Here is a 23,775-nt window from a genome sequence, read left to right as displayed (position 1 = left end):
ATCATGCTTAGGCTATTTTGTATATTGACGCGGACTTTGACCAAACCAGCGCTTGAATGCATGATTAAATGCCGCAGGCTCTGAATAGCCTAATAATTCTGCAATCATCTCAATTGAATACTCCTTGTACTCCATCAGCCGCAAAGCTTTGTCCTTAATAATATCTTCACGGATTTGCTTATAGCTGGTGTTCAGCTGCTGCAATTGATGCCTCAATGTCCGTTCAGGCACATTCAGCGCTTGCGCCGTTTCCGCCATGCTCGGCATGAGTCCGGTTTGCAGCTCCAGATAATCCTGCACCCGCTGAATCAACGATGGCGCATCTTCATCTGACATTAAGCGTTCCAGCTCCGCAATGCATTTAGATTCGTACAATCTGAATGTGATGGGATCAGCCGAAGGGATTTTCACATCAAAGACCGATTCATCAAACCAGAAGCAAGCGCTGGCCGCGCCAAATTTCACCTGCGAACCATAATAATCAAGATAGACCGCCAGCTGCTCTGGATCTTGCGGCGCTTGAAACGGCAAATCAATCCGCACCTGAGGTGAGGCCAAGCCCATCATTTTGTACAGGTCCCGGATAAACTTATAGGTTCCGGAAATTTCACATTGCGCCAGCAGCAGCCCCAATGCGGTATGGATATCCTGCGGCTGATAGCACAGCGCCATTTGCCGATCAGCAACCTGCAAACTCAGGCGCCCAGTTAAATGCGTCAGCTGCTGAAAACGGATGCCCTGATCCAGCACAGTGCGGATGTCTGGACTAGTGACCAAAAGCATCAGCAAAGGCCCGTATCCCGCCAGCGCATAATGCTGGCCGATGTACAGCCCTTTTTCAGGTGCAACATCTTCACCAATGACTTTCAGCACATCCCATTCCAAACTGGGATGAATCACCGATGTCGCATCCAGCGCATCAATGCGCAGCCCAATGGATTGAAGCTTTGCATCCACATCTATCCCAGCCTTGCGCATGCCCTGCACCAGATACATCAAGCTGAGTATAGATCGCTTCATTAGTGTACATATCCATGAATAGTTCTCATATTTGTACTATATATTTTGACGCTTGAACATTGCCGTTTTGATCAATTTGTTTGTCATCACAATCATAGTGAAAAAAGGCCGTTTTGATTTATGCTATGAGACATAAGGAATAAAAAAGAGCTTTTCAGCATGGAAACAATGCGTAATCCAGAAATTCATAATCAGAACAGTCTTGGCCAAAATGTGCAAAAAACGCAAATCGCCATTATCGGCGGCGGCTTTGGCGGCATTGCCATGGCAATCCGCCTGCTGCAAAGCAATATTCAAGACTTTGTCATTTTAGAAAAAGCCAGTGACTTTGGCGGCACATGGCGGGAAAACCGCTATCCGGGCGCCGCCTGCGATGTACAGTCGCATATGTATTCGCTTTCTTTTGCGCCAAAGACGGACTGGTCTCAGCGCTATGCTGAAGCGCCTGAAATTTTTGACTATATTCAAGGTCTTATTGCGCAGTTTGATCTAGCGCAATATGCCCGCCTGCAATGCGAAGTGCTCTCTGCCGAATATCAGCAGCAGGAATGCCAATGGCTGCTTAAGCTGAGCGACCAAAGCGCTTTAATTGCGCAATATGTGGTTTTTGCTTCCGGTCCGCTGCATGTGCCGCAAATACCGCATATCCCTGGTATTGAAAACTTCAAAGGCAAAGTGTTCCATTCTTCACAATGGGATCACGGCTATAATCTGCAAGGCAAAGCCGTTGCTTCCATCGGAACGGGCGGCAGCGCCATTCAGTACATTCCAGAGATTGCGCAGCAAACAGAAAAACTCTATGTGTTCCAGCGTACCGCCGCTTGGGTGATTCCGCGTGATGAGCGCCTGTACAAAAGTATAGACAAAGCGCTTTTTGCCAAATTTGACTGGTTCCGCAAACTGCACCGCGCGCGCCTTTACTGGTCCAATGAATCCCGCGTAGTGCCGATTGTGAAGCCATTCACCATGAAATACGCGCAAAAACTGGCCGAAGCCTTTATCCGCTACCAAGTCAAAGACAAAGCAACGGCTAAAAAATTAACCCCAGACTACATCATGGGCTGCAAGCGCATCTTGGTATCCAACAAATACTTCCCAGCCTTTAACCGCAAAAATGTTGAATTGGTGACTGAGGGCATTCAAGAGCTCACTGCTGACAGTATTATCACCAAAGACGGACGCATCCGGAAAATTGACTGCCTGATCTACGGCACTGGCTTTATTACCGATCCGCGGATTTATTTAAAATCATTCCGCTGCACCGGCATCAATGGCTTAGAGCTTAAAGATGCTTGGAAAGATGGCGCAGAAAGCTTTTATGGCATCAGCACCAAAGGCTTTCCGAACCTGTTCCAGCTGCTGGGGCCAAATACGGTGCTTGCGCACAATTCCGTGGTGTTTATGATTGAATCGCAAGTGGAATATATTCTGCAGATGATGGATCTCGTGCAGCGCTCGCACAGTCAGGCCATTGTGGTAAAAGATCAAGTGCAGGATCAATTTAATCAAAAAGTTCAAACCATGATGGATGGCACGGTCTGGCAATCCGGCTGCGTCAGCTGGTATCAGCAGGATGGCGGCAAAAACTTTGCCCTTTGGCCAACCTACACCTGGAAATATTGGCTCAATACTAAAAAACTGAACCCAGCCGATTATCTTCTCTTCACAAAATCTCAAGGAAATCGTGCAGCTTAAGCATTAACACGCCATAATAGGCAGGTGTTTACCGTCTGCCTATTTTTATTATGCAATCGCTTTGGTTGATCTTTCAGCTGTTATTTTGCCTATTCCTAGGCTTCATTCTTGCCCGCCGCCTGCCGCAAAAACTGGAACAATTCGGTTTTAAAATTTTACCGTATTTCACATACATTCTGCTGATTGCCATCGCGATCGAATTTTCACAAACTTTGCACAGCATCAGCAGCCCCGCTCAAATTCTCACAACAGCTGTCAGCATTGCATTTGCCACTTCTTTCGGCGCGTTCATCTGCTGCTATGCGCTTTTCAAAGCCATTGGCTACCAGCCCATGCAAGGCAAAGTCTCTGCCGAACTGCTGCTTGGCTCACTGCTGAATATCAGTTACGCATTTTTTGCACTCGCGCTGGGCTACGGCCTTGCCGAGCTGCTCAATCATTTTAATCTTGCCCTGCATATCAGCACCTGGAATTTGCTGCTGGTGTTTATGTTTTTAATCGGCCTTGATTTAGCCTATTCACCGCTTGACCGCTCATGGCTGAACTGGAAAATTTTACTGGTGCCGCTGGCCTGCGTTATCGGCTCCATTTTAGGCGCGGTTGCGGTCTCGTTTGCAGTCAGCAGCATTCAGCTAAAAGACTTGATCATGCTGTCGCAAGGCTATGGTTTCTATTCCATGACGGGCATTGTTGTCACCGAATTAAAAAATGCGCATCTGGGCAGCATTGCGCTGATCAATGACCTGTTCAGGGAAATTTTTTCCATTTTATGCATGTACTTAATTGGCTGGCGTTACCCGCGTTCAGCCATATCCGCTGCAGGCGCGACTGCGATGGATGTCACCCTACCCATGGTCAAGCAAGCGTGCGGCAATGATTTCATTCCGCATGCCATGGTCAGCGGTTTTGTCTTGTCCGTCTTAGCGCCGATTGCCGTCAGCGTCTTGGCCGCGCTTTAATTCCGCTCAGCCCGATCACATTGCCTATCCCTCATTCATTTTTATCAATGAGGGAATCTCCCCCTGATATGTTTTAAAGCCTTATGAGCAAGTTGCCCAACAACGGAAAGCGCCAGCCAAATGCTCAAGTCAATTCCACTCAGCAAGTTCCCTACGGCATCAATCACATCCATTGCAATTTCCGCAGCATCAATCCCCGAACTCCAGTCGGAAGAACCGGTTTGCTGCTGCTGTTCTTGGTCCAGCGGTTCAATCGCCCGCACTTCGGTATTCTGCTCCCCGTCTAGCGCGAGCTTATTTTCAAGGACGGTCACATCTTGCAATATCTTATTCACTATTTTTATGCCAAGAAATTCAATGCAAATAAAAGCCTTTCAATTGAAAGGCTTTTATTTGCACGCTTACATCGTAGCTAAAATATCTTTTAAGGTTTGACGCGGATTATCTGACTTGGTAATTGGACGGCCAATCACCAGATGTGTCGAACCGTCAAGCATCGCTTGTTTTGGCGTCACGATGCGCTTCTGATCATCAGCAGCAGAACCTTCTGGACGAATCCCCGGGGTCACCAAAGCAAAATCATCACCTAAAGTTTCACGCAGCATTTTTGCTTCCTGCGCAGAACACACCACGCCATCCAAACCGCTTTCTTTTGTCAATTTTGCCAAGCGCTTGACATGCTCAAAAGGCTCTACATCCAAACCGATATCACGCAGATCTTCACGGCCCATTGAGGTCAGCACAGTCACAGCAATCAATTGAGTATTATAGTTACCCGCTTTTAAACGCTCTGCGCAGGTTTCCATCATTTTCCGGCCGCCTGATGCATGAACATTGACCATCCAAACACCCAGATCCGCTGCAGCACATACCGCTTGCGCCGTCGTATTTGGAATATCATGAAATTTCAAATCCAAGAACACTGCAAAACCTTCTTGATGCAGCGCCTTAACCACACTCGGACCTTCATGGGTAAAAAGCTCTTTACCAACTTTTACTCGGCACAATTCAGGGTCCAGCTGCCCTGCTATTTTCAACGCGTCAAATTGGCTTTTAGCATCTAATGCAACAATGATACTCAAGAGACTACCCTTTTAAACAGACAAAAAGAAAAATCTATTATAGAGGCTAACGATTCATGCACAAAGAACAAAAAGCAAGTTCATGCAAATGACGCTTTCCCCCCATATAAAAAAACACCCTGAATTTGCATTCAGAGTGCTTAATCTTAAAAACATTTCAGTGCATTGATCGCCCGAAATGCCAATGACTAAACCCAAAGCTTATAAAGGATTGGATTTTTGCTCATCAGGGTGAATGTCCAAGACGGTTTTTTCATGTCTTGTATGCGCAGCAGCTTCAGCAGCAGCCAATTGTGCAGCCTGAATCTGCTCCTTACGCAAGCGGTCAATGTCTTTACGTAAACGTTTAATTTCCCAATTGTTCTGGAATACCCGGAAGATTTGCACGCCAAGCAGCAGCCCAAGTACAATGCCTAAAGCCAATGTCAATAATAACAGCAGGCCTAAGCGCATTGCCGGCACTTGCGTGAACAATAGATCTACCGACAGTTCAGTTCCGTTCTGGAGCACCAGAAAGAGTGAATAACCAAATAAAACAATAAGTAAAACAACTAAGACATAGCGCATAAACACCCCTGAAAGAATCTAAATTATGCTGCAGATTCGTTGACTGCATCACGCAGGGCTTTACCTGGTTTAAAATGCGGTACAGCTTTTGCTGCAACTTCAACTGATTTACCAGTTTTTGGATTGCGGCCTACACGCGGTTCGCGGTGATGCAGGGCAAAGCTGCCAAAGCCACGGATCTCAATACGGTTATCCGTAGATAATGCTTCGATCATTTGATCAATCATGATCTTCACGGCTTCTTCAACCAGCGGTTCAGCTAAGTGCGGGTTTTTAAGAGAAATACGCTCTATTAAGTCTGACTTATTAAGTGCTTCAGTAGTCATCTGCGACCTCTTTAATTATCAAGCTACTTGGAATCGATTTCCCGATAATAACCTGTTTAAATACAAAACGGTAGCGTAATAATGACTTACTACGCTACCGTTTACAGTAATTGTATAAAAAGTATTATTAACTTACATTAACAATACAATTCAAGCACTTACTTAGTGGTTCATTTGAGCTTTGATCAAATCACCAATAGTCTTAGGACCATTGTCTTGAGAAGCAGATGCTTGACGCAAGTTAGCTACAGCTTCTTTCTCTTCAGCTTCGTCTTTCGCTTTGATAGACAAGTTGATAGAGCGTGATTTGCGGTCAACGTTGATGATTTTCGCTTCAACTTCTTGACCAACTTCTAAGAATTTAGTTGCATCTTCAACGCGGTCGCGGTTGATTTCAGATGCTTTCAAAGAAGCTTCAACTTCGTCAGCTAACTTAACAGTAGCGCCTTTAGCGTCAACTGCAGTTACTGTGCCTTTAACCAACGCACCGCGTTCGTTAGCAGCTAAGAAGTCATTGAACGGATCGCTGTTCAATTGTTTGATGCCAAGGCTGATACGGTTGCCTTCAGCGTCTACTGAAAGGATAACCGCTTCAACTGTGTCACCTTTCTTGTAACGGCGGATAGCGTCTTCGCCTTGCTCGTTCCAAGAAATATCAGACAAGTGAACTAGGCCGTCGATGCCGCCTGGTAAACCGATGAAGATACCGAAGTCAGTGATAGATTTGATCGTACCAGAAACTTTTTCGCCTTTGTCGTGGTCTTTAGCAAACTCTTCCCATGGGTTAGCACGAGTTTGTTTGATACCAAGAGAAATACGACGGCGTTCTTCGTCAACTTCAAGAACCATAACGTCAACTTCGTCACCGATCTGAACAACTTTAGATGGGTGGATGTTTTTGTTAGTGTGGTCCATTTCAGAAACGTGTACTAAACCTTCAACGCCTTCAGCGATTTCTGCGAAACAGCCGTAGTCAGTTAAGTTAGTTACGCGAGCTTTAACGATAGAACCTTTAGGGTAACGGTTCATGATCGCTAACCATGGATCTTCGCCAAGCTGTTTAAGACCTAGTGAAACACGGTTACGTTCTTTGTCAAATTTAAGTACTTTAACAGTAACTTCTTGACCAACTTCAACAACTTCTGAAGGGTGCTTGATGCGTTTCCAAGCCATGTCAGTGATGTGAAGAAGACCATCAATACCGCCAAGGTCAACGAATGCACCGTAGTCAGTAAGGTTTTTGATCGTACCAGTAACTGTTTGACCTTCTTCAAGCTGAGCAAGAAGAGCTTCACGGTCAGCTGAAGATTCAGCTTCCATTACAGCGCGGCGAGAAACAACTACGTTGTTACGTTTAGCATCAAGTTTGATTACTTTGAATTCTAACTCTTTGCCTTCAAGGTGAGTTGTGTCACGGATAGGACGAGTGTCTACCAAAGAACCTGGCAAGAACGCACGTACTGGACCGATGTCAACAGTGAAACCGCCTTTAACTTTACCAGAGATAACACCAGTAACGATTTCGCCGTCTTCAAAGATTTTTTCAAGTTTAGTCCAAGTCTCAGCGCGTTTAGCTTTTTCGCGAGAAAGAACTGTTTGACCCATACCGTTGTCGAGAGCTTCAACAACAACATCAACAGTGTCGCCAACTTGAACTTCAAGTTCGCGTTGTTCATTTAAGAATTCAGCGCGGTCAACAATGCCTTCAGATTTAAGGCCAGTGTCAACTGTTACCCAGTCAGAGTCGATGTTTACTACAACGCCTTGGATGACTGCACCCTTTTCAACGTTGAGGTTTAATTCGCTTTCTTCAAAGAGGGCTGCAAAAGATTCGGTCATGATATACCTAGTAAAGTCAGCGGTCTTGGATCAGACAAGGCCGGTTTAATTAAGCGTCTACATAGTCCGTATAAAACTGATCAAGCTATGCTTCTGCTGAAAATTCTTTAGTTCGCTAATTGACGATCGGCATAATCCGTCATTAGACTGAATACTTCATCAATGCTCAAAGCTGAGCTGTCAATGATATATGCGTCTTCTGCCGGTTTGAGCGGAGCAACAGTGCGCCCCATGTCTCGCTTATCCCGAGCTTCAATATTAGCTAAAATGTCGTTTATTTTAGCATCTAGGCCCATGCCCTGCAACTGCTTTACGCGGCGCTCAGCGCGTGATTGTGCCGATGCCGTCAGATAAATCTTCGCCTGAGCATGCGGAAAGATCGATGTAGCCATGTCACGGCCATCTGCAACTAAGCCCGGTTCTTGGGCAAAAGCATGCTGGCGCTCCAAAAGCGCCGCTCTAAGTGCTGGAATTGCAGCCACTTTTGAAGCAAATTCCCCGACGCGTTCTGTACGGATGGTTTGCGTTACATCTTCGCCGTCCAGCTGAACTTGAATGCCGGATTCAGTTGTAACAAATTTTATGTCTAAATTTGCTGCAATTTCGGCGCATTGAGTCAATTCTGAATCCAGCTTTTCCAGCAAATCCTGATTGTGCAATGACAAACCCAGCAAACGGTAGAGCGCGCCGGAATCCAGAAGATGGAATTGATAATGCGCCGCCAGTTTTGCCGCCAACGTGCCTTTGCCTGAACCGCTTGGCCCATCAATTGTAATAATCTTTACTGTCATTGCCTGTTCCGCCATTACCTATACAGTTTTTGCGAGTTTTGAAAAGCCCAGTTTAATCGCTGATTTCAGCTGTGCAAGCACTAATTTGCTGACAAAGGGCGCTCTGGCCTGAAACTCGATGGTATAGGTCACCAATGTTTTATTTTCAGCCGACGGCTCAAATTCAATAATGCCCAAATGATGCTTCACCAGCGGGTTTTTAATAATCTTGTATTCAATGCGCTGATTCGGCACCAATAAGGTAATTTCTTCCTGAATCGGCTTAACCAGCCCCCAGCCTAAACGGCGCACAGATCCCACCCCATCTGGACGCTCTGGATCAGCTGAATCTTTCACCCGCACCACTTGCACCGGCGCAAAAGCAACGTTATAGGTGGCATGCTTAGACAGCAATTCGAAAACCTGTTCTACCGGTGCATTGAATTCTTTTTTGACTTGCATCGCGTTCATAAAAATGACCTTTTGTTATTTGACAATTTATATTGTCATTTAATTTTACCTGATTTTATTCAGGCTGATCGGTATTTATCGTTTTTTCCAGTAATTTCATCTGCTTTTTTTGTTCGCGGCGCATTTTAAAAAAAGCGCTGAGCTGCGCAGAACACTGCTCCTGCATGCAGCCCTGCTCAAATTCAAACACATGATTGTAATAGCCGCTTTGCAGCAGCTGGCGCACGCTGACCAGCGACCCCGCTTTGGGTTCTATTGCGCCAAACACCACACGCTTAATCCGCGCATGCACCAGCGCGCCGACACACATGGTGCATGGCTCCAAAGTCACATACAGTGTTGCATCATCTGGCAGGCGGTAGTTTTGAAGGGATTGGCAAGCTTGACGGATCGCCTGAATTTCCGCATGCGCGGTCGGATCATTTAAGCTGATCGGCGCATTGAAACCTGCGCCAATGATTTGATTGCCGCTGACGATAATAGCGCCAACAGGAATTTCACCGATTGAAGCGGCAGATGCAGCCTGCTCGTAAGCCTGCTGCATCCAGTATTCATCGGTAAATTGTGTGTCTTCGAGCATGTATTTTAAGCAGTTTAGTCAATCACGGAGTATTGCTTTAACAGCGCATTCCAGCTTTCAATATTGGTCAGCGGAGGATTGCTGCCTAAAATACCTTTAAGCGACATATCTGAGCCAGCTTTCCACTCTGGAGATAAGTCCTTATCCACCAAACGCGCACGCACGCCTTCCACAAAATCGGGATGGCGGATTTTCCAGTCTGAAATTTGCGTTTCAAGTTCAAAAACTTCATTCCAAGAATGAACTTTTTTGCCCCACTGCCAAAGCAGCCAAGTCAATGCCGCAGTTGCAGGAGAACCTTTTTGCAGGTTTTCGCTGGCTTGGCGCAGCCAATCGCTGCGCGCATCGCTCAATCCAATAATAGATTGATAGTCATGTTCAAAATGAACGCCGCGGCAAACGCTTTGAATCACATCCAGTGAGTTCTGCAAAGGCCCAGGCCCGACCGGACGATGCATGCTGTTCAATGTATCGTCAATCGCACGAAAATCACCTGCAGGATAATGTTCCCAATCAATATTGATGACTTTTTCCAAAACGCTGTCACGCTGCGCATCGCAAATATGTGTGGCCCAGCCAATACCGTAAGCGCCGGCAGCCGTCATAATGGAACCCGTTAAACCCGTAAACAGGCCGATCGCGCCGCGGTCCGCCAAGAAACGGGTCGCGCCGACATCTGGGTAAAGGCCGATGTTGATTTCCGGCATTGCAAGGCGTGAATATGGAGTGACTAAACGGAATGGCGCCGCCATAAACAGGCCCAATCCGCCGCCCATCACATAGCCTTCACCCCAGACCAAAACCGGCTTTGCATAATTATGCAGCAGCAAGTCTAAGGCATATTCCTGTTCAAAGAATTTATTGGCAGTTTCAACTTCATCATTAATCACCAGCTGGCGAAGCTTTCGTACATCGCCGCCTGCGCAGAATGCTTTAGGCGTGGTGGAATCCAGCCAAATGGCTTTGATGCTGTCATCATCATGGAAGTCTTGAAACACCTCCAAAAGAGCAGAAGCAATGGATTCATCCAGTGCATGCAAAGATTTGGGACGGTTCAGGCGAACAATGCGCCAGCCGTTTTTCGCTTCTTCTACAATCAAGTCCGGATGATAGTGTTTAGAAATGGGAGAATATGTCATGCGTCCAGCTGCCAATCTATAGGCTCAATGCCATGTTGTTTAAGATAATTATTGGATTTTGAAAACACCTTGCAGCCAAAGAAACCGCCACGGTTGGCTGCCAAAGGTGATGGATGCGCCGCTTTCAGCACCAAGTGCTTATTCGGATCAATCCGTTGTCCTTTACGCTGTGCATATGCGCCCCAAAGGATAAACACAATATGCTCGCGCTGTTCATTGAGAACATCAATCACTTGATCGGTAAAATCTTCCCAGCCTTTTTTCTGATGCGATGTCGGCTGGCCTGCTTCTACAGTTAAAACTGCGTTCAGCAGCAGGACGCCTTGTTCAGCCCAGTGTGATAAATCACCATGCTTCGGAATGGCTATACCTAGATCATTATGAAGTTCATGAAAAATATTACGCAAAGATGGAGGCAATGCAACCCCCTTCTGCACAGAAAAACTTAAGCCGTGCGCCTGATTTGGCCCATGATATGGATCTTGGCCGATAATCACCACTTTCACATTAGGAAGCGGCGTAGTATTCAGCGCATTAAAAATTAAAGAATTGGGCGGATAAATCACTTTGTCCGCTTTTTTTTCCTGAACAAGAAAGTCTTTGAGTTTATCCATTTTCGGGCTGAGCAAAAATTCACTCAAGCCGTATTTCCAACTTGCATCAAGCTGCACCTTATCCAGCTGGGCCTGCTGCAATTCAGTTAAAGACATACTTGCTACCTAATTCCTTTTCTAGCTTAATGATGCATTGCTGCATTAAAGTTTAACTTGCAAATCCACTGCCGGATTTTGAAATTTAATTCCGCGGATTAATTGATCGAACATTCCAGGATCAGCCCACTCGGCTTTCACCTGCTCTGAAAATTCAATCTGGTCTAAACGCAAAAGACCCATTTGCTCATTTTCAATATCTTCAGCAAAACTTTGCGCATAGCCGGTATCGGTTTCGTGCACAATCACTGAGTAGACCTGCACATCGCCTTCACCGTTTTGCGTTTCAGTCGATGCCAGCACTTGCTGCGCCAAGTAAAAGAATATTCTTGAGAATTGCTCTGCTGACGGAGACACAGGCAAAGCCACCCAGCGCGCGCTGAAGGTTTTGCATGCCTGAATATATTCAGCATTGTCCTGCTGCCAAAAACAGATTGCATGATCAAAACTGTCATAAAGGTCTTTGATCACCCCTTTGAGCAGTCCAAAATCGTAAACCATTTGACCATGATCTAATTTCGAAGCTTTAAGCAATAGCTCAACCTTATAGCTGTGCCCATGAATTGAACGCTTGCAGCGGTCTGATGTGCAGTTCCGCACAATATGAGCATTTTCAAACTTAAATAACTTGCGAATTATCATATGCCGTAATTCAATTAAAACCTGTGAATTTATCGGGATTATAAAGCAAAACTAAAACCTTGAGCATTAATTTTACAGTTCAATGCAATTGGTAAAAGATATCGCGCTTTTTCTGCCGATTAAAATGGCGCCATGCTGCGGTAAGCGACATAGACCTCTTTGTCTTTTCTCACCAATTCCGAACTGAACTGCCGTTTCCGCCCGCTCAGCTCCACCTCAATTTTCGCTTTAAAATAATTGGACCGCACCCCCAGCAGCTCACTGACCATGGCTTTATTTTCTGCCGAAACCGCCTTGAACGGCTCTGTTTCCCATAATTCAGAGACATTGCTGAACTGCTCCAGCGCGGCTTGCTTTTTGTCCAGCATCTGCTGCACAGCATGCGTATCCAGCTGATCCCCGATACTGGCCAATAAAAATGCCGGCGCGGTATTGATATTGACCGTTGTTTCATTGCTCGGCAAAGCGCTCAGATAAGGCGCAATCAACTGGTATTTGCCCTCTTCAAAACCGCGGACTTGCTTCAATTCTTCCACACTGTGAAATCGCGCATTGGGCGGCATCGCCGCATTGGGAATGCCACGATAAACATTCGATTCCGCCCCCATCGGGCCGATCTGTTCATCGTCGGCATCCTGCCAATCAATCACAGCCTCACTGAGCTGCACGGGAAGCCCGGCTTTTACTAAAATTTTTTCAAACCATGTTTTAGCATGTTCATTCACGCTGCCATCCGGCTTCAGCAGGCTGTTTAAGTTGAATTTCCCGGATTCATCCTGCAGAACGCCAGATACATAGCCGTCATCCACCGGAAACGCAGGCATAGGCTTAGCCCAGTTTTCCTGCAAAGAATCCACACTTCCTGCATTTTCAGCATCATCTTTCAGCAATTCCGCAAAAAACACTTCAGCGCTTTTGGCATACAGCAAGGATTGATTTTGACGCATGAGATAGGCGGTGCTTTCAGCCGTATTGGCCTGCCGCTTTGCAATGCCGGCCGCCAAAATCGTGGCCAAAGCCACCATCACTAAAATCGTCAGCAAAGCAATGCCGCGCTGCGGCTGCGCAGCAGAAACCCGCGGTTTGATATGATTCATTGCACAGGCACTCCTGAACCGCCCGCTGCACCGCTGGAACCATTGTTATTGCCGCCTGTTCCGCCGCTGCCCGAGCTGGCCTTGTCCAGAAAATCGGTATTTAATAAGCTGTACAGCCATTCATATTCAACATCATTAACTTTCAGCTTAATTTTCAAGCCGCGCGGCAGCTGCTGCTGCGTATTGGCTTGAGACAAATCTGCCGATGGATCCGGCCAATTGCTCATTTCCTGCGGATTCAGCGCCAGCACTTCAAACTGCTCAACATTGCCTAAAAGCACGCTGGAATCTGGCTGTTCATTTCCAGCCTGATTTAGGTTGCTGTATTTCAGCCGATAGACTTTTTGTTCATTCGCACGGTAGGCGTATTCGACCCGCTCATCTGGCGCGATGCCCTGATTCAAAGGATCGGTCACGCCGGTTTTGCTGAAGCTGAGCCGGCCGCCCTGCAAGGAAAGCGCGGTTTGAATATTGCCATTGTTGCTGGCCGTTAACGGCACAGCCTGAACAGTGTCGCGCAAAATCTGCTGATAAGCCTCCTGCAGCTGCGACAAACGCGCTTCGTGCATAGTATTGCGTTCTTTCACTTTAGAAATGTAGTCAAACACTTTCCAGCCCAATGCCGACAATATGGCAAAAATCGCAATCGCCACCATCAATTCGACCAAGGTAAAACCTGAGGCACGATGCGTTCGAGCAGCACCCGAACCTGCCGTTTGATTTTTCTTATGATTCGGCTGCATCAAACTTTGGCCTTATGATTGAAGTACACCAGACTGGCAATGCCTGACTCTACTTTATCGGTGGCTGCATTCATCAAACTGACCTGCACATCAATGCGCTGCACATTGGGGCTGACGGTGGCATGCGCAGATTTATCTATCTGCCATTTTTCGCCTTGCTGAGTGACCTGCTTGGATGATGTTCCACTCATCCATTCCCGGTTAATGTCCATCAAGGCGATTTCGTTTAAGGCCACAAACTGCGCTTTGCTTCTCAACACTGCATTTGATGTAGCCTGCGTATACTGCATGGCCACATTGCTCAGCGCAATGGCGGCGGTGGCAAAAATCGCGAGCGCAACCATAACCTCCAGCAAGGTAAAGCCTGAACGATGAAACTTCCCCGATTTTCGCATCTGAGCTGCAGGATTGTGCTGAGGATGTGCTGATTTCATTCGGTGATTTTACCTAAATGGTCGATTTCGATTTCATTTCCGACTGGCCGCTCTTCAAAATAAAACTGAATGCGTACCGGCTTCACTTCACCATTGCCCAGCCAAATCAGCTTGGGCGCATTCTGCGTCAAAAGCTCAGTGTTATTTGCATGCTCATAACGGCGTTCCAAGCTTTGCACACTGAAACTGACATTATCGGGTAAAGCGCGGATAGGAAAATCTTTATAGTTTTGCCAAGTGCTGTTCGGATGATTATTCTGACTTAAAACTGTTTCATTATTATTTTGCTTGGGTAAATATTCCTGAACATCGTAGCGGAAATCGGCCACATCGGTGGCTGGCTGCACATTAAGCGCCAAAATCCGGGATTGATCATTGGCTTCACGCAAAATTTTCTGCGCATCCATAATAAACACTTCACGCGCCTGCATGGCTTTGCGCTGATCTGTCCCGCCGATGTTCATCATGACCAGTGACGCCATAATGCCCATAATGACAATGACCACCATCAATTCGACTAAGGTGAAGCCCCGCATTGATGTTGGCCGTAATTTCATAGCTTGCCTTTATGCAAATTGAGCGGCAGCGCTGATCTGCTTCGGCAGCGCCAAAGCCTGATCAATATACGCCACCCTTAAAGTATCCCGTGAGCCTAAATAACGCTGATAGAAGCTGGAATTCAGAATGGCTGCAGCGCCATGGGTCAGCGACCAAATCGATGCCAGGTAATCGCGCACCGACATTGAGCTGCCGATGGACTCCAAATAGCTCTCTGTCATGCGGATAATCAGGCGCAGGCGCTGCTTGCGCACTTGATACAGCTCACTGAACAGCACTTGTATGCCGACACCGGTTGTCGCAAGGCGTTCTTCAATTTGGTGAAACAGCACCGTGCGCTCAGGATGATGCAAGTGATGCAGCATAAAAAAGGCCAGATGCTCAGGAAACTGCTTATCGGTATCTTTGATCATTTCCAGCAGCATGCGTTCATTGCGGATAATGAGCAGCATATACAGCTCATCCTTGCTCTGAAAATGCTTATAGAGAGTGCCTTTAGCCAGATCCAGCTCAGCAGCCAGCGCATCCAGCGTCATGCCGGATTCACCATTTTCTAAAAGAAGCTGCTCTGCAACCTGAAAAATCAACGCTTCCCGTGCTCGAAACTGAGCCTGACGATCCATCTTCACCCTTTACTCTCTTCTGCGCTTATATCAATTCAAACAGCACGGCTTAAAATTCATCAATTTTAAATCATTACTTCAAATTGAGAAGGTTTTCAAAGTTTTGCTTTGTAATCAAAGCCATCTCTTCCAGTGACTTATCATATACGTCACTTAAGGCTTTGGCTACATAGGGAACATATTTTGGTTCATTAGACTTTCCTCTATAAGGCATGGGCGCCAAATAAGGGCTGTCCGTTTCAATCAGCACCCGATCCAGCGGCACCTGCTTAGCTACATCGCGCAAATCCTGCGCATTTTTAAATGACACAATGCCAGAAAAAGAAATGTAATAGCCGCAATCCAGCACCGCTTTTGCCGTTTCCCAATCTTCAGTAAAACAGTGCAAAATGCCGTGCGTTGATTTTTCCGCGCGGATAATATCAACCGTATCATGCTTGGCTGCGCGGGTATGCACCACCACCGGCTTCTTCACGATTTGCGATGCATGAATATGGCGGGCAAAGCAGTCTTTCTGTTCTTGAATATAGTCTGTGCTGTGAAAATAATCCAAGCCGGTTTCGCCCAGCGCCCAGACTTTTTCAGGCTGCGCCAATTCAACCAGATAATCTTCGGTTGCCCGCGCCATAGTCGCAGGGTCTTCACAAGGATGCACGCCCACCGAATAGCCGACATCGGCATGACGCGCCGCAATTTCCGCCAAAGCGATATGATCATCCAAATCCACAGAAATGCTCATGAAGCGGGATACCCCGGCTTCTCGAGCCTGCGCCAGCGCCTGATCCAAATCTCCGCCATAAGGCGCAAGATCAAGCATGGTTAAATGACAATGAGTATCGGTAAACACAATAAGTACCTATGATGAGTAAGGTGTAACTCTACATAGTGTAACTTCTGCGGCCTTCAGTTTTAAGTCCTGCGAGTATGCGTTCTGCTTCAGATTTGAAATAAACGCCTTTTTCTCCAGCCAGCTGAATGCCGAAGCCTTGCGGCTTAATGCCATTCTGCTTTTGAGAAATCCAAATCACTTTGCCGGTCAATGGAACTTTCTGCGACTGTTCCGGCAAAGTCGCCAAAACAAATACCTCTTCACCCATTTTCACGGCCTGCTTCGATGAAACAAACAGCCCGCCGCCAACAACATAAGGCATATAGCTGGCAAATAATGTGTCTACATCTGGAATGTTGGCTTGAATAATCCCGCCCATACGTGGCTGCATGGTGTTCCCCTTTTAAATATTCATTAATTTAATGCACAGCTGATCCAGCACTAGGTTTGTTTGTACGTTTTGTTCGATAAACTTTTTGGATTGCTGCAGCTCTGCATAAATGCTAAATAAGGATTCTAAATCATATTGATCCGGCAGATCATTAAAACTCAAATCAATATTTTTAATGCTTTGATTCAGCTTGACACAAATTAAATCAGACAACAAGTATTCAAACATTTGACTGAAATCACTAAAACTCAGCGCTTTATTCCACTTGGTCGCAATTGCCATCGGCATATTTTTTTGCTTGACCAGTTTCATCCAGTCATGGACAAAATCCTGACGCGAGTTCAGCCATTCTTTTTGCGCCAATTCCACCGCTTGCAGCGGCATATGATTGGATAAGTTCATCAGCAGCTGATGCATCTGCAAATCACTGTCAGGCAGATGTTCATGTAAATACGCTTCCGCCTGACTGGCGCTGATGCGGTCTAAGGCAAAATGCTGCAATCGGCTGCGGATGGTTGCCGGGAGCTTGAGATAATGATCGGCCAGCAGGATAATGATAATCCGCTCACCAGGCTCTTCTAAGGTTTTCAGCAGCGCATTCGCTGATGCAATATTCAGCGCTTCCGCCGGCTCAATCACCACAACACGCCAGCCGTCTACCGTCTGCTGCACAAACGGCAGCAGGTCGCGGATTTTTTCAATTTTAATTTTGGCATTTTGCTTTTTATTGTCGTCATCGGTACTGATGTGCACATAGTTCGGATGCGTATCCGACTTCAGCCATTGGCAGCTGCCGCAGACACCGCAGGGCTGATTTTTTTCATGCCTGTTCTGACACAGCACCCATGCCAAAAAATTTTGCGCAAAAGCATGCTTGCCGCAGCCCTTTTTTCCATAGAACAGCAAACCGTGGCCCAATTGAGGAAAACGGCCTGTCAGCGTATCCCAGACACCCTGCTGCCAAGGATAAACCTGCGCCTTGATTTCTTTTGACATGAACAATGCTGTCCTTTATTCGAAGCAGGAAACATCCATTTGATTCAAACGGTCTAAATCAGCCTGAGTATCCACACCCGGCGGCAAATTCGCCTCGGCAACAGTAATGGCAATGCGGTGCCCATTTTCCAGCACCCGCAGCTGTTCCAAACTTTCCAATTTTTCCAGCAGCCCCATGTCCCATGTCACATATTCCTGCAGCAGCTTCACGCGGTAGGCGTACAGCCCCAAATGACGGTATGCGTGCTCATGCAGCTTCTGCTCTGCCTGCTTAGCGCCATCACGGTCATAAGGAATGGTTGCACGGCTAAAATACAGCGCCTGATTGTGCTTAGACATCACCACTTTAACAATGCTGTCACGCTGAAACTCTTCCAAGTGATGAATCGGTTCACAGAGCGTAGACATGGATGAAGCAGGCTGATCTTCCAGCAGCTGCGCAACCTGTTTCACCAAAAGCGCAGGCAGCAACGGTTCATCGCCCTGCACATTGACAATAATATCGTCTGCATCCCAGCCTTTAATGCGGGCAACTTCACTTAAGCGGTCGGTGCCGGACGGGTGTTCAGCAGAGGTCAATACAACGTCCACACCTTCTGCACGGCAGACGTCAGCAATGCGCTCATCATCTGTTGCTACGCACAAGTCATCAAAACCGGCAACTTTTTTGGCCTGATCGGCAACCCGTAAAATCATTGGACGGCCGTGAATCTCCAGCAAAGGCTTGCCCGGCAAACGCGAACTGGAAAAACGTGCAGGAATAACAATATGTTTCATCAATTTAAGCCTTCATCTAGTAGGATGCCCAGCTGTTTCAGCTGCTGATGCAATATTTCATAGCATGCTGGCGACAGCACAGCATCAACCGGCACCACCCAAATTTCCCGCTGAAAATCTGGATTCCGCCGGAGCAGCGGCAAAATTTTCACCGCATCTTTTTCTGTGGTAATAATGGGATTGCCGTCTTCAAACTGCAAATCTTCAATTTCGTATTCGTGATGATCTGGAAATTCATGACATTGGAATTGATGCACGCCCATGCTTTCCAGCGTGTTATAAAAGCGCTGCGGAAAGCCAATCCCTGCAACCGCATAAAAATCAGCATGTGCATCAAAGGTTTTCTGCATGCCTTCATTCAGCAGATAAGGCGCAGCTTGCGCCAAATGCATATTCATCGGCAGTTTCGGCTGCGCTGCATGCTCTATAACGGTAGCACCCTGCAAACGGCTTTTCGGTTCACGCAGAAAACCTTCCGGCAGCATCTTTTCATTGCCCAGCCCGCGGTTGTTATCCAACACAATCCATTCGATTTGACGTTCAAGCGCCCAGTGCTGCAAGCCGTCATCACAAATAATTAAATCTAAAGCATGCTTGGACAGCAGCAGCTCAATGCTTTTTTGCCGGTTTGGCCCAACCGCCATCGGGACACCTGTGGACTGCACAATCAGCGCCGGCTCATCACCTGCCATTTCTGCATCAACATCCAGCCCAACATAGGCTGAAAAAGGCCCTTTGCCGCCATAGCCGCGGCTGATTACGCCAACACGCACATTTTTCTTTTGCAGGTATTTCACCAAATGAATCAGCAGCGGTGTTTTGCCGCTGCCGCCGACAGTAATGTTGCCAATCACCATGACTGGCACCGGCGCTTTATAGCTTTGCTTTAAACCGGCTTTATACAGCCCTTTATTCAGCAAAAAACCGCCGCGATACAGCCAAGACAAAGGCCGGAGCACAATTAGCCACTTCGCCTGGCTGTTCCAAGCATCCTGAATTAATTGCGCTGCAGACATTTACTGTTCCTCGAAATTGCGCTGATGCAGCTGATAGTATGCGCCGCGCTTTTCAATCAGCTCTGCATGAGAGCCTTGCTCAATAATTCTGCCTTTATCCATCACCACAATGCGGTCGGCATTTTCAATCGTTGACAGACGGTGCGCGATCACAACAGTAGTCCGGTCGCGCATCGCCGCATCGAAAGCTTGCTGGATATAATATTCAGACTCATTGTCCAGCGCGCTGGTCGCTTCATCTAAAATCAGGATCGGCGCATCTTTCAAAATCGCACGCGCAATGGCAATCCGCTGGCGCTGGCCGCCGGATAAATTCAAGCCCTGCGCGCCCAATGGCGTATCATAGCCCTGCGGCAAAAGCATGATAAAGTCGTGCGCATAAGCCGCTTTGGCCGCCGCAACAATCTGTTCATCCGTGGCGTTTTCCAGCTGGCCATACGCAATATTTTCACGCACAGTGCGGTTAAACAGCACCACCTGCTGATTCACCATCGAAATCTGACTGCGCAAGCTGTTCAGCTCAATCTCATGAATATCCAGCCCATCCAATGACAATTGGCCTGAACTGGTTTCTTGATAGCGCAGCAGCAAATTCACCAAAGAGGTCTTGCCGGCACCGGAGCGCCCAACCAAAGCCACCGTTTCACCGGCTTTCACCGAAAGGTTAAAATCATGCAGCGCATGATAGCCATCCGAATACACCAGATTGACATCTTTAAATTCGATATTGCCTTTCAAGACCGGAGTTAAGGTTCCGCTATTGTCTTCTTCCGGCATATCCAGCAATTCAAAGACTGAATGCGCTGCCGCCATGCCGCGCTGAATTTTTTCGTTCACATCAGTCAGCGCTTTAATCGGTTTGCTCAGCATGCCCGCAGCGGTAATATAAGCCACAAATTGGCCCGCTGACGTATCCTGCATAATTTCCGGACGCAGCGCGATATACATCACAATGGCCAAAGGAATAGACATGATCAGCTGCACAACTGGACTGTTCAGCTGCTGCACCACCACCATCTTCATGCCGCGGCGCAGGTTTTCCATGGAGCTTTCATAAAAGCGCTTTTGCTCATAGTCCTGTCCAGAAAACCCTTTCACCACCACATTGCCGTTTACTGTTTCCTGCACCACATGGTTCACATCCCCCATGGTGTCCTGAACTTGACTGGACAGCTTGCGCATGCGCTTGGATGCTTTGCGGATCAATAAGCCAATTAATGGTGCAAAAATCAGGATAATCGCGGTTAAACGCCAATTGCTGTAAATCAGATAGCCAATGAGGCCAATAGTAATGAGGCCCTGCTGTAAAATCGTGCGCAATGACTCCGTAGAGGCTGCTGTCAGCTGTTCTACGTTGTACATAATCTTTGCAGTAATATGGCCGCTGGAATTATCCAGATAGTACTGTGACGGCAAACGCATGAGTTTTACGAACACTTCCTGACGGATATTGAAAATCAAATTTCTTGAAATCACCGCTGTATAGTAGCCGCCAATAAAGGTGCCTAGGCCGCGGAAGAACATTAAGAGAATGACTAAAACTGGAAATAACGATGTAAAACCCTGATCGCGGTTCTGAATTGCATTAATGATCTTTTCGAGCAATTTAGCGACAGAAACTTCTGTTGCCGCGTTGATGGCAAAGCCAATCACGACAAAAATCGCCAACCCCCAAAAAGGCTTTAAATAACTTAACAGGCGCAGATAAACTTTTACATCGTGCTTCACTAATAACCTCGAGACGGTACTTTCGTACTGATATTCACATTCACAAAGCCTAATTGGCCGGCAACATCCATCACGCGGATCACATCCTGATGAGCTGCTTTTGCATCGGCTGCAATAATAAACATTAAATCACGGCGATCATTGGCAATCTGTTTAATTGCCGTATTTAAATCTGCGGCTTCCTTGCTTGAAAGCGATTGGCCATTCACAGAATAATGCCCAGATGAATCTACAACAACTTCTATCTTTTGATCAAACTGCTTAGGCGGAACGCCCTGCGCATCCGGCAGGGTCAAGTTCATCCGGCTCATTTGATTGAACGTTGTTGAAAGCAGTAAAAAAACCAAGATAAACAATAAGCAGTCAATCATTGGCGTTAAGTTAATATGTATGTCTTCAACTTGCCTGCGCTTAAATTTCATTCGGCCGCCTCAGCTTGCTTTTTGCAAATCTTGTGCTGCTTCATCAGATTTGTTTTGATAAAAAAGCGATGCATGAAACAGTGTAGCCTGCTGTTCAAGCTCTGCAATATATTCTTGCACCAGACGCTGGAAATAGCGGTGCGCAAACAGTGCAGGAATGGCAATAAACATGCCGGCAGCAGTCGTAATCAATGCCTTGGAAATACCCGGCATCATCAATACTGGATCACTGTTGGTGCCGATATCAATCATCAAAAATGATTCGATAATGCCGATGACCGTCCCCAGCAGCCCCAAGAGCGGCGCAACCGCACTGAGCGTGCCCAGAAAATTGATATTTTTTTCCAAATAGCCAATTTCCTGCGATGCTGCCACCTCCATTTGCGCCAGCGCAAACTTTTCCGTTTTATTTTTATTGCGGAAACCTGCGGCAAAAATACGGCCCAGCGTACTGCGCTGCAAATTTTGGTCCTGCGTCAAGGCTTGAACGGCCTGCTCTGCGGTTTGCTCTTGGCTTATCAGCAGCGCTTTTGGCAATACCATGGTTTTTTTTAAGCGGATAAAACGCTCAATAGAAATGGCAATGGTAAAGATTGAACATAAAACCAGCGGCAGCATGAGCCACCCGCCGGCTTTGACTAATTCCCACATTTGATTTTCCCCAATAAATCGAATTATAAAATTAATCAGCTAAACAAATATTTAAAATACCATCCAGCTCTTCCAGCGAATGGTAATTAATCACCAGCTTGCCTTTGCCTTGCTTGTTGTGATCTATTTTAACCTCAGCGCCGAATCGGTCTGACAGGCGCTGTGAAAGCTGCTGAATATCTGAAGCCACCGCCTGCTTTTCTTTTGCTTGTTTCGGTGTGCTTAAATCTCGAACCAGCTGTTCGGTTTGACGCACAGAAAGGCTCTTTTCAATCACCGTTTCTGCAACTTTCATTTGGTCTTTGGCTTTCAGCGTCAGAATTGCGCGCGCATGCCCCATATCGAGAAGGCCCTGCTGCATGAAATCCTTCACTTCTGCTTCCAAGCTCAATAAACGCAATAAGTTACTGACCGTTGTACGCGCCTTACCGACAGTGTCAGCTATTTCCTGATGGCTCAAGCCAAATTCTTCATGAAAACGCTGTAACGCCATCGCTTGGTCAATTGGGTTTAAGTCCTGACGCTGAATGTTTTCAATCAATGCTAAGGCAATTGCAACCTGATCACTTAAGTCACGTACAATCGCTGGAACTTCTGTGAGTCCAGCCAATTGCGCAGCACGCCAGCGGCGTTCACCTGCAATAATTTCGTAGGGATGTTTATCATCATCAATTGGACGTATCACAATTGGCTGCATCACACCATGTTTTTCAATGGATGCAGCAAGCTCCTGCAAGTCCTGCTCATTGATAAAACGGCGCGGCTGATATTCGCCGCGCTGCAATAAATGCACATCTATTTGCTTCAGCTGACCATGATCCAAAGCCTGCGCTTCCAATTGTAATTTTTCTTTTTGGATGGAACCAAGTAAGGCATCCAAACCACGGCCTTTTGCTAATCCGCGTTTTTTTGTGGTCATGCTTTACTTCCTTTCTTTACTTTGCTTTTTTTCAACATCTCAGCTGCTAAATTCAGATACGCAACTGCACCTTTAGAACTTTTTTCAAAATAAATGACTGGCAGGCCATGCGCCGGCGCTTCTGCAAGGCGCACGTTGCGCGGAATCACAGTTTCATACAGTTTTTTGCCGAAATACTGTTCCAGCTCTGCAGATACATCCCGCGTCAAGGCATTCCGGCCATCAAACATGGTGCGCAGCACACCGATCACCTGCAATTCAGGGTTCAGCGCCTGCTGAATGCGGTCGATGGTTTGGGTTAAATCCGCCAAGCCTTCCAAGGCATAGTATTCACACTGCATTGGAATCAAAACGCCATCCACCGCAGCCAAAGCATTTACTGTAATCAAGCTCAGGCTCGGCGCGCAGTCCACAATAATGTAGTCAAATTTATCTTCAATTTGCTGCAAGGCATCACGCAGGATAAACTCACGGCCGTCCTGCTCAGCAATCGCCAGCTCCACACCGGCCAAATCACGGTTTGCGCCCAGCACTTTATAGCCGACTTCGGCACGGATAATCGCTGTTTCAATCGGCATCTCGCCCAGCAGCACATCGGTAATGGAATACAGCAATTCATTTTTCTGAATGCCTGAACCCATTGTCGCATTGCCTTGCGAATCCATATCCACCAGCAATACGCGTTTTTTCAGCACAGCCAGAGATGCAGCTAAATTTACTGCGGTTGTAGTTTTACCGACACCACCTTTTTGGTTCGCAATCGCAATAATCTGTGCCATGGTAAACCCCAG

General features: G+C 46.9%; 29 protein-coding genes. 2 read left to right on the top strand and 27 right to left on the bottom strand.

The genetic code is table 11. The features are described 5' to 3' along the window. Positions 1-12: 12 nt before the first annotated feature. On the bottom strand, positions 13-1,020 hold the full coding sequence (locus ACE3T3_RS03405) for a helix-turn-helix domain-containing protein (RefSeq protein WP_374664074.1): 1,008 nt from the start codon (positions 1,018-1,020) through the stop codon (positions 13-15). A 168-nt stretch (positions 1,021-1,188) separates the two neighbouring features. On the opposite strand from ACE3T3_RS03405, the gene ACE3T3_RS03400 reads away from it, so the two are divergent. Next, positions 1,189-2,715, top strand: a complete 1,527-nt coding sequence (locus ACE3T3_RS03400) for a flavin-containing monooxygenase (RefSeq protein ID WP_374664289.1) — start codon at positions 1,189-1,191, stop codon at positions 2,713-2,715. A gap of 50 nt (positions 2,716-2,765) precedes the next feature. Continuing rightward, complete coding sequence (locus ACE3T3_RS03395) at positions 2,766-3,674, top strand: lysine exporter LysO family protein (RefSeq protein WP_374664072.1); 909 nt, start codon at positions 2,766-2,768, stop codon at positions 3,672-3,674. A 44-nt stretch (positions 3,675-3,718) separates the two neighbouring features. Here ACE3T3_RS03395 and ACE3T3_RS03390 read toward each other — a convergent pair whose 3' ends face one another. From ACE3T3_RS03390 to ACE3T3_RS03265, 26 genes are all read right to left on the bottom strand, one after another. Continuing rightward, a complete protein-coding gene (locus ACE3T3_RS03390; RefSeq protein ID WP_374664070.1) occupies positions 3,719-4,009 on the bottom strand; it encodes a hypothetical protein in 291 nt (96 codons plus the stop codon). Between the two features lie 66 nt (positions 4,010-4,075). Continuing rightward, complete coding sequence (gene pyrF, locus ACE3T3_RS03385) at positions 4,076-4,756, bottom strand: orotidine-5'-phosphate decarboxylase (protein WP_374664068.1); 681 nt, start codon at positions 4,754-4,756, stop codon at positions 4,076-4,078. A gap of 201 nt (positions 4,757-4,957) precedes the next feature. Further along, entirely contained in the window at positions 4,958-5,323 is a 366-nt protein-coding gene (locus ACE3T3_RS03380) for a lipopolysaccharide assembly protein LapA domain-containing protein (protein WP_374664067.1), read from the bottom strand. Positions 5,324-5,346: 23 nt separating this feature from the next. After that, positions 5,347-5,649: an integration host factor subunit beta gene (locus ACE3T3_RS03375; RefSeq protein WP_374664066.1), complete on the bottom strand. Its 303-nt coding sequence runs from the start codon at positions 5,647-5,649 to the stop codon at positions 5,347-5,349. Between the two features lie 162 nt (positions 5,650-5,811). After that, a complete protein-coding gene (gene rpsA / locus ACE3T3_RS03370) occupies positions 5,812-7,488 on the bottom strand; it encodes a 30S ribosomal protein S1 (RefSeq protein ID WP_374664064.1) in 1,677 nt (558 codons plus the stop codon). Positions 7,489-7,595: 107 nt separating this feature from the next. Further along, positions 7,596-8,279 carry a (d)CMP kinase gene (gene cmk, locus ACE3T3_RS03365; protein ID WP_374664062.1) on the bottom strand — a complete coding sequence of 228 codons (684 nt, stop codon included), beginning with the start codon at positions 8,277-8,279 and terminating at the stop codon, positions 7,596-7,598. Positions 8,280-8,297: 18 nt separating this feature from the next. Further along, the gene (locus ACE3T3_RS03360) at positions 8,298-8,729 is read right to left on the bottom strand and encodes an SRPBCC family protein (RefSeq protein ID WP_374664060.1); all 432 of its coding nucleotides are present in this window, start codon (positions 8,727-8,729) and stop codon (positions 8,298-8,300) included. Positions 8,730-8,784: 55 nt separating this feature from the next. Continuing rightward, positions 8,785-9,309 carry a tRNA adenosine(34) deaminase TadA gene (gene tadA / locus ACE3T3_RS03355; RefSeq protein ID WP_374664058.1) on the bottom strand — a complete coding sequence of 175 codons (525 nt, stop codon included), beginning with the start codon at positions 9,307-9,309 and terminating at the stop codon, positions 8,785-8,787. A gap of 14 nt (positions 9,310-9,323) precedes the next feature. Further along, entirely contained in the window at positions 9,324-10,448 is a 1,125-nt protein-coding gene (locus ACE3T3_RS03350) for an enoyl-CoA hydratase/isomerase family protein (protein WP_374664056.1), read from the bottom strand. Further along, the gene (gene ung / locus ACE3T3_RS03345; RefSeq protein WP_374664054.1) at positions 10,445-11,158 is read right to left on the bottom strand and encodes a uracil-DNA glycosylase; all 714 of its coding nucleotides are present in this window, start codon (positions 11,156-11,158) and stop codon (positions 10,445-10,447) included. Before ung ends, ACE3T3_RS03350 begins: the two co-directional genes overlap by 4 nt. Before the next feature lie 45 nt (positions 11,159-11,203). Then, the gene (locus tag ACE3T3_RS03340) at positions 11,204-11,800 is read right to left on the bottom strand and encodes a 6-pyruvoyl tetrahydropterin synthase family protein (protein ID WP_374664052.1); all 597 of its coding nucleotides are present in this window, start codon (positions 11,798-11,800) and stop codon (positions 11,204-11,206) included. A gap of 119 nt (positions 11,801-11,919) precedes the next feature. After that, positions 11,920-12,897, bottom strand: coding sequence for a type II secretion system minor pseudopilin GspK (gene gspK, locus ACE3T3_RS03335; protein ID WP_374664050.1), 978 nt, complete (start codon positions 12,895-12,897; stop codon positions 11,920-11,922). Beyond that, complete coding sequence (gene gspJ / locus ACE3T3_RS03330) at positions 12,894-13,640, bottom strand: type II secretion system minor pseudopilin GspJ (protein ID WP_374664048.1); 747 nt, start codon at positions 13,638-13,640, stop codon at positions 12,894-12,896. The genes gspK and gspJ overlap by 4 nt, the downstream gene beginning before the upstream one ends. Then, the gene (gspI, locus tag ACE3T3_RS03325; RefSeq protein WP_374664287.1) at positions 13,640-14,035 is read right to left on the bottom strand and encodes a type II secretion system minor pseudopilin GspI; all 396 of its coding nucleotides are present in this window, start codon (positions 14,033-14,035) and stop codon (positions 13,640-13,642) included. Before gspI ends, gspJ begins: the two co-directional genes overlap by 1 nt. Positions 14,036-14,070: 35 nt before the next feature. After that, positions 14,071-14,631 (bottom strand): type II secretion system protein, encoded by a 561-nt coding sequence (locus ACE3T3_RS03320; RefSeq protein ID WP_374664046.1) that lies wholly within the window; start codon positions 14,629-14,631, stop codon positions 14,071-14,073. A gap of 9 nt (positions 14,632-14,640) precedes the next feature. Beyond that, a complete protein-coding gene (locus tag ACE3T3_RS03315) occupies positions 14,641-15,255 on the bottom strand; it encodes a TetR/AcrR family transcriptional regulator (protein WP_374664044.1) in 615 nt (204 codons plus the stop codon). A gap of 73 nt (positions 15,256-15,328) precedes the next feature. Continuing rightward, positions 15,329-16,102 carry a TatD family hydrolase gene (locus ACE3T3_RS03310; RefSeq protein ID WP_374664042.1) on the bottom strand — a complete coding sequence of 258 codons (774 nt, stop codon included), beginning with the start codon at positions 16,100-16,102 and terminating at the stop codon, positions 15,329-15,331. A 31-nt stretch (positions 16,103-16,133) separates the two neighbouring features. Beyond that, on the bottom strand, positions 16,134-16,475 hold the full coding sequence (locus ACE3T3_RS03305; protein WP_374664040.1) for a PilZ domain-containing protein: 342 nt from the start codon (positions 16,473-16,475) through the stop codon (positions 16,134-16,136). Between the two features lie 12 nt (positions 16,476-16,487). Continuing rightward, complete coding sequence (locus ACE3T3_RS03300) at positions 16,488-17,471, bottom strand: DNA polymerase III subunit delta' (protein ID WP_374664038.1); 984 nt, start codon at positions 17,469-17,471, stop codon at positions 16,488-16,490. A 15-nt stretch (positions 17,472-17,486) separates the two neighbouring features. Next, positions 17,487-18,248: a 3-deoxy-manno-octulosonate cytidylyltransferase gene (kdsB, locus tag ACE3T3_RS03295; protein ID WP_374664036.1), complete on the bottom strand. Its 762-nt coding sequence runs from the start codon at positions 18,246-18,248 to the stop codon at positions 17,487-17,489. Continuing rightward, positions 18,248-19,264, bottom strand: coding sequence for a tetraacyldisaccharide 4'-kinase (lpxK, locus tag ACE3T3_RS03290; RefSeq protein ID WP_374664034.1), 1,017 nt, complete (start codon positions 19,262-19,264; stop codon positions 18,248-18,250). Before lpxK ends, kdsB begins: the two co-directional genes overlap by 1 nt. Beyond that, a complete protein-coding gene (gene msbA, locus ACE3T3_RS03285; protein WP_374664032.1) occupies positions 19,265-20,992 on the bottom strand; it encodes a lipid A export permease/ATP-binding protein MsbA in 1,728 nt (575 codons plus the stop codon). Next, positions 20,992-21,414: an ExbD/TolR family protein gene (locus ACE3T3_RS03280; RefSeq protein ID WP_374664030.1), complete on the bottom strand. Its 423-nt coding sequence runs from the start codon at positions 21,412-21,414 to the stop codon at positions 20,992-20,994. Before ACE3T3_RS03280 ends, msbA begins: the two co-directional genes overlap by 1 nt. A gap of 9 nt (positions 21,415-21,423) precedes the next feature. Then, complete coding sequence (locus ACE3T3_RS03275) at positions 21,424-22,065, bottom strand: MotA/TolQ/ExbB proton channel family protein (RefSeq protein ID WP_374664028.1); 642 nt, start codon at positions 22,063-22,065, stop codon at positions 21,424-21,426. Between the two features lie 31 nt (positions 22,066-22,096). Then, on the bottom strand, positions 22,097-22,984 hold the full coding sequence (locus ACE3T3_RS03270) for a ParB/RepB/Spo0J family partition protein (protein WP_374664026.1): 888 nt from the start codon (positions 22,982-22,984) through the stop codon (positions 22,097-22,099). Then, positions 22,981-23,763, bottom strand: coding sequence for a ParA family protein (locus ACE3T3_RS03265; protein WP_374664024.1), 783 nt, complete (start codon positions 23,761-23,763; stop codon positions 22,981-22,983). The genes ACE3T3_RS03270 and ACE3T3_RS03265 overlap by 4 nt, the downstream gene beginning before the upstream one ends. Positions 23,764-23,775 lie beyond the last annotated feature (12 nt).

It is taken from the genome of Acinetobacter sp. (assembly GCF_041919735.1).
Classification (GTDB): domain Bacteria; phylum Pseudomonadota; class Gammaproteobacteria; order Pseudomonadales; family Moraxellaceae; genus Acinetobacter.
This window is presented reverse-complemented; position numbering and strand designations above follow the sequence as displayed.

Bases quoted from the DNA above. Each gene is read 5' to 3' on its own strand.
- ACE3T3_RS03405 (WP_374664074.1), bottom strand. From the start codon at position 1,020: ATGAAGCGATCTATACTCAGCTTGATGTATCTGGTGCAGGGCATGCGC.
- ACE3T3_RS03400 (WP_374664289.1), top strand. From the start codon at position 1,189: ATGCGTAATCCAGAAATTCATAATCAGAACAGTCTTGGCCAAAATGTG.
- ACE3T3_RS03395 (WP_374664072.1), top strand. From the start codon at position 2,766: ATGCAATCGCTTTGGTTGATCTTTCAGCTGTTATTTTGCCTATTCCTA.
- ACE3T3_RS03380 (WP_374664067.1), bottom strand. From the start codon at position 5,323: ATGCGCTATGTCTTAGTTGTTTTACTTATTGTTTTATTTGGTTATTCA.
- ACE3T3_RS03375 (WP_374664066.1), bottom strand. From the start codon at position 5,649: ATGACTACTGAAGCACTTAATAAGTCAGACTTAATAGAGCGTATTTCT.
- rpsA (WP_374664064.1), bottom strand. From the start codon at position 7,488: ATGACCGAATCTTTTGCAGCCCTCTTTGAAGAAAGCGAATTAAACCTC.
- cmk (WP_374664062.1), bottom strand. From the start codon at position 8,279: ATGACAGTAAAGATTATTACAATTGATGGGCCAAGCGGTTCAGGCAAA.
- ACE3T3_RS03360 (WP_374664060.1), bottom strand. From the start codon at position 8,729: ATGAACGCGATGCAAGTCAAAAAAGAATTCAATGCACCGGTAGAACAG.
- tadA (WP_374664058.1), bottom strand. From the start codon at position 9,309: ATGCTCGAAGACACACAATTTACCGATGAATACTGGATGCAGCAGGCT.
- ACE3T3_RS03350 (WP_374664056.1), bottom strand. From the start codon at position 10,448: ATGACATATTCTCCCATTTCTAAACACTATCATCCGGACTTGATTGTA.
- ung (WP_374664054.1), bottom strand. From the start codon at position 11,158: ATGTCTTTAACTGAATTGCAGCAGGCCCAGCTGGATAAGGTGCAGCTT.
- ACE3T3_RS03340 (WP_374664052.1), bottom strand. From the start codon at position 11,800: ATGATAATTCGCAAGTTATTTAAGTTTGAAAATGCTCATATTGTGCGG.
- gspK (WP_374664050.1), bottom strand. From the start codon at position 12,897: ATGAATCATATCAAACCGCGGGTTTCTGCTGCGCAGCCGCAGCGCGGC.
- gspJ (WP_374664048.1), bottom strand. From the start codon at position 13,640: ATGCAGCCGAATCATAAGAAAAATCAAACGGCAGGTTCGGGTGCTGCT.
- gspI (WP_374664287.1), bottom strand. From the start codon at position 14,035: ATGCGAAAATCGGGGAAGTTTCATCGTTCAGGCTTTACCTTGCTGGAG.
- ACE3T3_RS03320 (WP_374664046.1), bottom strand. From the start codon at position 14,631: ATGAAATTACGGCCAACATCAATGCGGGGCTTCACCTTAGTCGAATTG.
- ACE3T3_RS03315 (WP_374664044.1), bottom strand. From the start codon at position 15,255: ATGGATCGTCAGGCTCAGTTTCGAGCACGGGAAGCGTTGATTTTTCAG.
- ACE3T3_RS03305 (WP_374664040.1), bottom strand. From the start codon at position 16,475: ATGCAGCCACGTATGGGCGGGATTATTCAAGCCAACATTCCAGATGTA.
- ACE3T3_RS03300 (WP_374664038.1), bottom strand. From the start codon at position 17,471: ATGTCAAAAGAAATCAAGGCGCAGGTTTATCCTTGGCAGCAGGGTGTC.
- kdsB (WP_374664036.1), bottom strand. From the start codon at position 18,248: ATGAAACATATTGTTATTCCTGCACGTTTTTCCAGTTCGCGTTTGCCG.
- lpxK (WP_374664034.1), bottom strand. From the start codon at position 19,264: ATGTCTGCAGCGCAATTAATTCAGGATGCTTGGAACAGCCAGGCGAAG.
- ACE3T3_RS03280 (WP_374664030.1), bottom strand. From the start codon at position 21,414: ATGAAATTTAAGCGCAGGCAAGTTGAAGACATACATATTAACTTAACG.
- ACE3T3_RS03275 (WP_374664028.1), bottom strand. From the start codon at position 22,065: ATGTGGGAATTAGTCAAAGCCGGCGGGTGGCTCATGCTGCCGCTGGTT.
- ACE3T3_RS03270 (WP_374664026.1), bottom strand. From the start codon at position 22,984: ATGACCACAAAAAAACGCGGATTAGCAAAAGGCCGTGGTTTGGATGCC.
- ACE3T3_RS03265 (WP_374664024.1), bottom strand. From the start codon at position 23,763: ATGGCACAGATTATTGCGATTGCGAACCAAAAAGGTGGTGTCGGTAAA.